Here is a 10,661-nt window from a genome sequence, read left to right as displayed (position 1 = left end):
CTGTCCTCGTTTGCATTGCGGCTGGTCTAATGTTGAAAATCGGCGTCATCTGCGTTTCCAGGGGGCAAGCTGGACGGTCAGCGTCAGCAATGCCCGCGCGTCCTGTCGGCGGGTTGCGAACGGCGCCCGTTTCAGCGGCACGACACCGGTCAGATCCAGGCTGGCCTGCTGGCCGATCGTCATGCGCAGCCCGCCACCGGCGGAATAGAGTTTCTGGGGACCGCCCGGCACATTCCTGTTCCAGACGCTCATCAAGTCGAAAAACATATAAGGCTGGAGCGCGATGCTCTCCGGTGTCTCGGGGATCAGCGATCCGTAGCTGACTTCCGTCTGCAGGCCATAGCCGCTGTCGCCGATGATCGTTCCGGGATCATAGCCGCGACCGGTAGTGTAATTGCCGCCGGAGATCTCTTCATAGGAGAAGAGCGCGTCGGGCGAATATTGCAGGCGGGGCTTCAACGTCAGGGCCAGTAACGGCGTTGGCCGGAAGTCGATCTTGGCCTGTCCCCTGATGACAAATGCCGTCGGATCGCCATCCGCGCGGGTCGGCAACACGGTCTGGCCGATGCAATTGACAAAAGCCGGGCCGCAGCCCTCGCTGGCACCCAATATGTCCAGCCCCTGCCGGATTTCCAGCGAACCGCCGATGCCCCATCTGGGTTCGTAGGCGGAATAGCCGCCGTGGCCGGAAATACTGTCTGGATCGATCTGGTTGAAGTCGAGCCGGGCGAAGGCGACGCTCAGCCGGTCTTCGTTGGTGCGGACGCCCAGAAGGTCGGTGCGCTGGTCAATATAGTCGAGACCGATCGTGCCGAATATATTGCGTGATTGCTTGCGAACGAAGGGAAAGCTTGCATAGGCGCTGGCCACCAGAGTCTGCGATTCAACATCCAGACCACCAGCCAGCTCGGGCTTGGTCCAGGCATAAGTGAAATTGCCACCGAATTTCAGGCCTTCGCCCCCGACAGTGAATTCGTGCCCGAGTTGCAGAACCTGCTGCTCCTTGAAGTCCGCTGTCGAATAGCCGCTAATCACGGTTTCGTCGCCCAGACCGGTCAACCCGTTGAACCGCACCCGCGCCAGCCCGCCGAACCGGCCGACCGCCTTGGAGCCGAAGTTCTGGATATTGATATCGGCATAGACCGGTGTACGGATCACGTTGAACTCGCCGACAACCTCGCCTGGCTGCCCGCCGGATTCTGCCGAGACCGGCCGCAGCGACAGGCGCACGTCCAGTCCCGGTATGTCACGGGCGAGGAGCAGATAGCGGTCCGCTGTGTCGATGTTGAAGACTGGCTGGGCGGCCAGTTTCTCGATATATTTCTGGAGAAGGGCTTCGGACGGACCGGCATTGCCGCGCACCTGCACCGCGGTCATCCGGGCCATCAGCACATCGAAGCGGACACTGCCGTCATCAATTGTCTGGGGCGGGACCTGTACGGCCGCCAGATAGCCGTTGCTACGCAGAATGGTCGCAGCCCGGTCGCGGATGTCGCAGACCACCGAAACCGGTACATCCTGACCGATATAGCCGGCGTAGGACTCGCTTAGCGAAACGGGATCGACCGAGATCAGACCGGTGAAATCAACCGCTTTCAGCGTGAACCGGACGTCGGCAAATTCCGGTCCGGCCAGCGGGCAGGCGGATCGTTCCACTGCACCATCCAGACCCAGCGGCTGGGCCTGGCCCTTCAGCGCTTCGTCGACGGCTCCCCGCTGGATTTCCTCTCGTGTCGGTGCCGCGACAGAAGACTGCCCCCAGGCCGGCATGCCGGACATGAAAATGGAAAGCGCTGCCGTCAGGGCAGTTGTGTTAAGCGTAGTGCGCGAGCGCGTCATATATGTCCCCGTTTTTTGGCAATCCCGGTGTGGCCCCTGGAACCACCAGAGCGGCTCTGCCGTCCGGCGGTCGGCCGGATCGGCAGAATACACCCAGAGCCTAGCCCTGTTCAGCCGGTTCCTCGTTATTTGCATTGAGCGTCTCGACCAGCAGATCCAGCTGGCCGGTGCAGCCTTTCTCGATCAGCACAGCGGCCGTGTCGTCAAGATCAGCCGGCTCCGTCTCCAGAACCACGAAATCCACCTCGACCGATTGTGGTACGTTCGAACCGAGCAGACGATAGCTCGCACCGTTGGTCACCGGCAGAACATCCTTCGGCCAGGCCTTCAGCGGATTGCCTTTACGCCAGGCGATCTCGGTCACGTTGCCGGTCGTCGGTTCGACGATCGAGGCGGTTGCCGAGCCGGTATAGTCCGGCCGCCAGACCACCAGGCCGTTCGGATTGGTAACACAGAATTTCCCGCCCTTGGTCACGTCGAGAAACCAGAGATTGGGATTGTTCGGCGTGATCACCGCAGCGCTGCTGTCGCCGCGAACCGCTCCGGTTCTGGCCCGGCGGCTGCCGCGATTGTTGATGAAGCTGGACAGCCGGGTTGAGGCGCTTGATGTCGAGCCGCTTCCCTTGGCCAGCGAATAGGTGCCGGGACCGGACAGGACGCGCGTTCCCGACTGGGTCAAAATCGTGACCTTGTCCTGGGCCTTCAGCGTGATTTTCGCGTTATTGCCCATTTTCTTGCCCGCCGGATAGGCGCTGGCGGAAGGTCCGGTCGAGCGCACAATCATATTTTGGGCCAGTGCGACGCTACCGGCGCCGAACAGCAGAACCGTACCGAGAGCCGCTTTCGCAAAGCCGGGAAGAATTCGTCCGGTCGATGCCAGAACATTTTTATCCAAGTGCATAGCTTTCTCCATTCTTGGTCTTTTTCAGTCGTTTGAGCAGATTGGCGAGGCCGAGATCCTCACCATATCGCTTGATCATGGCACCCAGTGCCTGGATCGAGTCATTATCACCCTTCGCGTGGGCCGCTATGACAGCGGTCACTGTGGCGCGGTCTTTTTCTTCCCATTCCGGCACCGGCTCGAACACGTCTACCGGCGTCGAACGGCCGCGCAATGTGATCCGTCCCATCGGGCGGAACCAGTCGAGACCGGTCCGTTCCATCGCTTCCTGACTCACCAATATCTTGGTATCGAGCGCCTTGTTGGCTGCCTCCAGGCGGGCTGCCGTATTCATCGCATCGCCCAGCGCAGTATATTGAATGCGGCCCTCGCCGCCGAAATTCCCGACAATCGCATCGCCATAATGCATGCCGACCCGCGTCCGGCCGATCGGCGGTACGCCTTCGGGGACATTTTTGCGAAATTCCTCGCCGGCCTGGTAGAGCGCATAAGCCGCCTTGGCCGCTCGTTCGCCGTCGTCGGGATAGGAGATAGGAGCGCCCCAGAAGGTGACCAGCGCATCGCCGACGAACTTGTCGATCGTGCCGCCATATTCCAGCGCCACCTCGCTCAGCCGGTCGAGATAGTCGTTGAGCAGATAGGCGACCATTTCCGGTTCGATCGCGTGGGTCAATTTGGTAAAACCTTCGAGATCGGTGAAAACCGCGAATATCTTTCGCTTTTCGCCATGCAGGGCGAGCTTCTCCGGGTCCTTCAGGATTTCCGTGGCGATTGATTTTGGCAGATATTTGCCGAGCGCGCTCTGTGCAAAGGCGCGCTGCTTGGAATTGATGGTACGGGCGGCGGATCCAACCGATGCATAGCCCAGCAACCAGCCGAAACCCCAGCCAAAAGCCGGTAGCGTGAGCGTATCGACACCCATATTCTGCAGCAGGAAGGGGAAGGTCAGGAAGAACACGAACTGGCACATGAGAATGAAGGCCACTTTCAGGGCATCGCCCACGATGAGAGCGGACAGGCCGCCGCAAATGGCCACGATCAGCGCGCCCAGCCACAGCGACCACGCCGGAATGGGAGCGGGCAGATCATCGCTGATCAACTGTGCCAGCATATGGGCGTGGACTTCCAGCCCGATCATCTTGCCGTCATCGCCCTGCACATCGGCCAATCCGCCGACCGGGGTTTCAAAACGGTCGCGATCGATAAAGTCGCCACCGATCAGCACATGTTTGCCGGCTATGAACGATCCCAGCATCTCGGAGATGGCCGGATCGGCGAAGCTTTCGATCGGAAATTTGTCGAATACCGGCATGTCGGTCGATGTCGGCACATGATAGCGGATGGCCCCGTCATTAGCGGCGAATTTGGGGTTCGGCCCGGTCAGGGCAATGGCCATGAACGGCGGCGCGCCGGGCCGGTGCGGCGTCCACCGGCGCTGCACCCCGTCGCTGTCGGTTTCCAGCTTGATATCGGTAGGCTTCACATTCTCGGTGCGGACCTCGTCGAAAAACTGCTGCAGGAATTCATGCTCGGCGAAGGTGATTTCCGGATTTTCCTTCGGGTCGGCATAGGCAAGGAAAGTCGGCGTCTTCATCTCCTTGAATGTGGAGATCAGAAGGGCGTCATCATCCTGCGGCATTGTGAACAGAATATCGATGCCGATCGACTTCGGATTGGCCGCATCGATGGTCTCGAGCGCTTGCGCCAATATGGTCCGGTCGACCGGGGACCGCTGACCGGTCAATTTCAGCGTGTCTTCATTATACACGACCATGACGATATTCTCGTCCTTGTCGACCTCCGGCGCGAAAACCGATGCGCGCAAGTCATATAACGCCCGTTCGGCTTCCTGGATCAGCGGTGTTGTCCAGCTGTAACGGGCGACCAGCAGCGCCAGGATCATGAACAATATCGTCGAAGCCAGCCGGATCGGACCGAGCTGGTCGAAGAGCCGGCGCAGGGATTGCAGGACGCCCCTGGCGCCTTCCTTGACATCGCGATTATTGGCAACCGGGTCCGTTGGGGCGGTTTCGGTTGCCACTATTTGAGCGCCGTTCTCGCGGGGGCTGGTGATATTTCAAGGCTGACAGATGCATTGTTCTCCCCGGGCAGGAACAGCCGGGCGCCATCGCCGATCAGCGCAAAACCGGCCCAATAGAAAGGATGGGATGTGACGGGATCATCCATCAGTTCCGTCTGGGACAGTCGCAGGGCTTCGGTGATCGAGCGGCCGCGGCCATCGCTGAACAGGCCGTTTATCAGCCGTTCCGTTGCCCGGAAATCATCCGGGGCTGGCCAGTGGCTGGCGAGAACGGAACGGCCGCCGGCGCCGATGAAGGAGCGTACCAGACCGTCGAGAGCTGTACCGCCACCGCTGCTGATACCGGCTTCCCGGGTTGCCGCGATACTGGCTTTCCCGGCCGTGTCACAAGCCGAAAGAATGATCACATCGGCGTCCAGTTTCAGATCGAAAATTTCGTCAAACGCAAGCAGACCATCCGATTCCCCTTCACCAAAGGACGTAAGCAGCGCAGGTTTGGCCGGGCAGGACGGGCTGGGCGGGGTGACCAGGCCATGGGTGGCAAAATGCAGGATACGATAGTCGCTGATATTCTCGTTCGACAGGATGGCATTGTCGGTGAACGCCGCACCGGTCAGCAGCGCGGAGCTATCTGTGCCGATGAGGGTCCGGGCCATTTTCAGCTCGCGATCGGAAATCGGGCTGTTCCACTGGCCGAGGGGCCATTGGCACTGGGCACTGCCATTCGGCGCCGCGCCGCGGACGCTGGCTACCTTGGTATTGGCCAGCACCGGTTCGTTCCGGCCCATGCCGAGATATTGACGCCCGGCATCGGATTGCGGTGCCTTGCGCGCATCGGCAAAGGCCCGCGCGGATACGGCGGTGCTGATATCAAGTCCCTTGCCGAGCCATTTGACCCCGGCAAAATCAAAGGGGTCGCCATCAATCGTTTCGGTTCTGGCAAGATAGGTCTCAACCGACGCATCGTCGGCGACCAGCAAATTGATCGGCAGCCGAAGCATCGCGCCATCGGGTTCGAAAATCAGATGGGTCTTCCCGGCAAGCCGGTCTGCGACCGGTCCGAACAGATCGACAAACAGGCTCCGCGCTGTTTCAATGTCGAACGGATAGGTTACATATTGGCCATTTTCCAGCACCGAGATGGAATCGCGGATCGTGTCGACCTTTGCGCCAAGCGCGGCGTCGTCGAGCGCCACCGGGTAGATTTCTGCCGCCGACTGATCGGCGTAGAACATGAATATATCGCCACCGATTATCGACATGCGCATATAGGACTCGGACGGCTGCATGGTCGCGCGCAGATCATCGAGACTGAGAAAACGGTCGGATATCGCCCGATATTGCGGAAATTCCGAAAGCCGGACCTGTGTCAGTTGCTGGTTGCGTTCCAGTGCCTCGATTTCGTCCGCGAGCGTCGCGCGTTGTGCGCGGATCTGCGCTGTCTGTTCGACCCGGCCCAGCGCCGAGAAGCGAATGCGCAGTTTTTCGATGCTGCGGGTCAGATTGGTGGATTGGCGGAACAGCCGCGCCGCTTCATCGGTGCCGCCGCTGAGCTCGCGCGACAGGACCGCCTGGGTTTCGGCGACACCGGGGCGAACCAGTATCTGCGAGGCTTTGAAAAACTGATCGGTTGCTGCCCCGTCTTTGGCCAGGAGCGCGAAATAGGGGGCAAGCTGGTTCGACATGCCGGTAATCGCTCTCTGCTTGCCGAGCGAGCTGTCGACCACTTCCTCATATAAAGTGCGGGCTTCGGATTCACTGTCGTTGCGCAACAGGAAGGCCGCAAGACGCGCCTTGGCGGCATTGACTGCCCGCGTTTCGGGATATTGGACGCTGAGCAAATCGAGGCCGTCGCGCAAATAGTCCCGCGCCTGACCGATGTTACCGTCGGCTTCCGCAATCAGCGACAATTCTGCCAGTGTCTGGGCCCTCAGGCGGGTGATCGATGTCACTCGTCCGTCGCGCACGGCAATGGCGCGGTTATAAGCCGAGATGAAGGATGTCCGGGCGGCGTCGGATTCGCCGTTCAAACGCTGTGCCGTGCCTAGCAGCTGCAAGGCCTGAGCATCGATAATCTCGGCGCGCTCCTGCGGGCTCAGTCTGGTTTCGTCAACAAAACCGAGCAGGCTGCGGGTCTGCGCGCTGCCGTTGATGCGGGAGGAAACCGGAACGGTTATCTCGAGCCGTTCGGCCAATGCAGCTTGTTCCGCCCTGGTGGTTTCGAGCGGGGTATTGATTCGCGTGATCGCTGCGTCGAAGCGACCCTGGTTGAGCAGGTCAATGGTCTCGAAATTGCGTTGAAGACGCTCGGTTATCGGGTCGCTGTCGCCGATTGCGTCGGCTTGCTCGAACAGATTTTTTGCTTCGCCAAATTCCCCCAGATTGGATTTTTGCAACGCCCGGTTGATCAGATATTCGCGGGGATTGATATCTTCCCCTTCCATGCCGGAAGTGCGCTGCTGCAGCGTTTCGAAAAAGGCCGCGGCCTCCGCATAGTCGCCGCTGAGATTTCTGCGATAGCCTTCCGAGAGCGCCTGAAAGGGTTTGAGCGTTGCAGCCTGCACACGGGCAAAGGCAAAGGGGTCCTCGATCGATGTCGACGCGACGTCGATTTTGCCCTCGACGATGGAGTCGTTCAATATCGACTTGAGCGCGAGCAAGGTGGCACTGTCATAGGCCGCCAGTCCCTCCGCGACATAGGTCGTACCATCTTGTTCGCCGAGCATCAGCGAATAGGCGACCGGTTCTGCGGCCAGACGGCATTCCCTGTGGCGAAAACCGTCGACCACTGCCTGTGACTGGTTATCAAGGCAGGTCACCGGTTCGCTGCGATGGGGCGCGATCCGGGCCAGTAAATCCTGTTCGGTCGATCGGGACGAATAGACAAAGCCGACCGGTCTTGCCGAATCGCGACAGACCACAGCCCAGCTGCGGTCGAACATATCCGCTTTCGCTTTGCTTTCGATGCTGCGATCCTGCACTTGGCACAGAATGCCCTCGCTGCTTCCGATCGGAAAACTGTCGCGCATGGACACCGGAGTGCCTTGCGCAAGCGCGGGCGCTGGACTTGCGAGCAAGCCCATCGTCGATATTATTGTGCCGATCCTCGTCCGGTGCACGATATTCTCCCACAATTTTGTGTATTGCAAAGCCCCCTCAGACTTTGACAATATAAATCGCGACCCAGAATATTGTTATAACTACACTAGTTAGCTTCAAAATCCGAGTCTTGGATTGGAGAATATCGACATCGTGGCGAAATTAAGTGACCATCGTCACAAAGCAGGGTTATTTTACCCGTGGCAATCGCGGAAAACCGCCGTCGAGACTGGTTAAAAGCCGCGAAACTCTATGGCGTCGCCGATCGGGATCCGGGGCACATCGAACGTGTTGATCGGTGCATCGGGATCGCGATAGCCGATCGCCATGCCGCAAAAGAAGATGTGCTCGTCATCGATGCCGAGCAATTCGCGCATATAGGTACCGTACATCGCCCAGATTTCCTGCGGGCAACTGTCGAGTCCCTGCTCGCGCAGCAACAGCATGACGGTCTGCAGCCACATGCCCATGTCCGACCATTGCGGTGGGCCCATATATTTTCTGGTATAGGTGAACAATTGCACCGGTGCGCCGAAACTGTCCCAGTTTTTTGCCATCTGTGCGACCCGTCCGGCGGTGTCGCCCCGTTCCAGACCGACCGCATCGAACATCCCCTTGCCGACCGCGCGGCGCTGTTCTTCGTAGCGGCCGTCTAGATCCTTGGGGTAAATGTCATATTCCATGCCTTCGCCCATCGGCGCGGCCGCGGCCTTTGCCTTGATCTTGGCGGTAATGTCCTTGAGCGCATCGCCGCCAACGACAACCGCGCTCCACGGCTGGGTATTGCCGCCGGAAGGAGCGCGCTGGGCGGTTTCAAGAACGCGTTCGAGCGTCGACTGGTCAACCGGCTTGTCGAGAAACTGGCGGACGGACCGGCGGGAGGTGACGGCTTCGGTTACGTTCATTCAATCAATCCTCGTCAAAGAGACCGGCCAGCTGCTCGACCATGGTTCCGCCCAGTTGCTCGGCATCCATGATCGTCACGGCTTTCTTGTAATAGCGGGTCACGTCATGGCCGATGCCGATGGCGACCAGCTGCACCGGCGAGCGGCTTTCGATCCATTCGATCACCTTGCGGAGGTGATTTTCCAGATAGGCGCCATGGTTGACCGACAATGTGCTGTCGTCGACCGGCGCGCCATCGGAGATCACCATCAATATACGGCGTTCTTCGGGGCGAGCGATCAGCCGACTGTGCGCCCAGAGCAGGGCCTCGCCGTCGATATTTTCCTTGAGCAGCCCTTCGCGCATCATCAGCCCGAGATTTTTCTTGGCATGGCGCCAGGGTTCGTCGGCTTTCTTGTAGACGATATGGCGCAGGTCGTTGAGCCGTCCGGGGTTGGCCGGGCGATTCGCAGCCAGCCAGTCCTCGCGGGTCTGGCCGCCTTTCCAGGCGCGGGTGGTGAAGCCAAGGATTTCGGTCTTGACGCCGCAACGCTCCAGAGTGCGCGCCATGATATCGGCAGAGATGGCAGCAATAGAAATCGGCCGGCCGCGCATCGAACCGCTGTTGTCGATCAGCAGGGTCACCACCGTGTCGCGGAAATCGGTCTCGCGCTCGATCTTGTAGGACAGGCTGTGCGAGGGATTGCTGACCACGCGAGCGAGGCGGGCAGCGTCGAGCATGCCCTCTTCCTGATCAAAATCCCAGCTGCGGTTCTGTTGTGCCATCAGGCGGCGTTGCAGGCGGTTGGCGAGTTTCGTCACCGCGCCCTGCAAATTGGTCAGCTGCTGGTCGAGGAAGGCGCGCAGCCGAGTCAGTTCCTCTTCGTCGCAAAGCTCGGTGGCGCTGACCACTTCGTCATATTTTTCGGTCCACGGCGCATAGTTGAATCCAGGAGGCAGGTCGGACATCGCCCGGTTGGGACGGACCGGCATCATGCCATCGTCGCCGGCGTCTCCCATTTCCTCTTCGGCGCCTTCTTCCAGTTCCTCGGCATTCTGATCGCTTTCGCCATCCTGGCTGTCGTCGTCCGATGGTTCGGAGCGCATTTCGGACTCGCCCTGATCGCCGGTGGCTTCCTCGTCGGCACCGTCATCCTGGCTGTCGTCGCTGTCTTCGTCACTATCCTCGTCGTCGTTGTCGTCGGCTTCGGATTGCTCGTCGCTCTTGATCAGGTCGAGATGCTGTAGCAACTGTGTCGACAATTTTGCGAAACTGCTCTGGTCGTCGAGCGTCAGGTTGAGGCCGTCGAGATCGGCACCGGCGCTTTCCTCGATCCACTCGCGCAGCATGTCGAGGCCTTTGAGGGTGCCTTGCGGTGGCGCCTGTCCGGTCAGCTTCTCCCGCGCCAGCAGGGCGAGGGCCGTGGAAATCGGAACCTCGTCGCGATTCTGTGCCCGCGCGATCGGGTCGGAGCGCATGCGCATTTCCAGCGCCGCATTCAGATTGTCCTTGGCACCCGACATGTTGCGGGAGCCCAGCGCGTCGGTGCGGACCTGTTCGAGCGCGTCAAAACAGGCGCGCGCCAAGGCTTCCTGCGGCGCATTCCTGCGATGGGTCGCTTCGTCATGATGCCGTAATTTCAGCGAGAAACTGTCGGCAAAGCCCCGCGCTTCCGCGACTTGCGCCGGTGGCAGATCGCGCGCGGGCATTGGCACCTTGAGATGATGGCCGGCCTGCGAAGGCGCTTCGGCGGTATAGGCCAGCTCCAGATCGGGCTCGCGGGCGATTGCGCGCGCAGCACCGCCCAGCACGTCTTTGAGATCATCAAGTTTGGAACGGTCAGCCATAGAAGCGAACAGCTTTAGGCGGAAAGGCGAGGGGAATCAAAGGCCTAA

At 60.2% G+C, this 10,661-nt stretch carries 6 protein-coding genes; all 6 read right to left on the bottom strand.

What is annotated here, in order from left to right; translation table 11 throughout:
• Window positions 1-45: 45 nt before the first annotated feature.
• On the bottom strand, window positions 46-1,839 hold the full coding sequence (locus BOSE62_RS07930; protein ID WP_159643978.1) for a ShlB/FhaC/HecB family hemolysin secretion/activation protein: 1,794 nt from the start codon (window positions 1,837-1,839) through the stop codon (window positions 46-48).
• 100 nt (window positions 1,840-1,939) lie between these two features.
• Entirely contained in the window at window positions 1,940-2,740 is an 801-nt protein-coding gene (locus BOSE62_RS07925; protein WP_159643976.1) for a hypothetical protein, read from the bottom strand.
• Window positions 2,727-4,781 carry an adenylate/guanylate cyclase domain-containing protein gene (locus BOSE62_RS07920; protein ID WP_236553914.1) on the bottom strand — a complete coding sequence of 685 codons (2,055 nt, stop codon included), beginning with the start codon at window positions 4,779-4,781 and terminating at the stop codon, window positions 2,727-2,729. The genes BOSE62_RS07925 and BOSE62_RS07920 overlap by 14 nt, the downstream gene beginning before the upstream one ends.
• Window positions 4,781-7,810, bottom strand: a complete 3,030-nt coding sequence (locus tag BOSE62_RS07915; protein ID WP_236553912.1) for a CHAT domain-containing protein — start codon at window positions 7,808-7,810, stop codon at window positions 4,781-4,783. Before BOSE62_RS07915 ends, BOSE62_RS07920 begins: the two co-directional genes overlap by 1 nt.
• Before the next feature lie 303 nt (window positions 7,811-8,113).
• Complete coding sequence (locus tag BOSE62_RS07910; protein ID WP_159643974.1) at window positions 8,114-8,785, bottom strand: nitroreductase; 672 nt, start codon at window positions 8,783-8,785, stop codon at window positions 8,114-8,116.
• Between the two features lie 4 nt (window positions 8,786-8,789).
• A complete protein-coding gene (cobT, locus tag BOSE62_RS07905; RefSeq protein ID WP_159643972.1) occupies window positions 8,790-10,613 on the bottom strand; it encodes a cobaltochelatase subunit CobT in 1,824 nt (607 codons plus the stop codon).
• Between the last annotated feature and the right edge of the window lie 48 nt (window positions 10,614-10,661).

Source organism: Sphingorhabdus sp. 109 (genome assembly GCF_902506555.1).
Taxonomy (GTDB): Bacteria; Pseudomonadota; Alphaproteobacteria; order Sphingomonadales; family Sphingomonadaceae; genus Parasphingorhabdus.
This window is presented reverse-complemented; position numbering and strand designations above follow the sequence as displayed.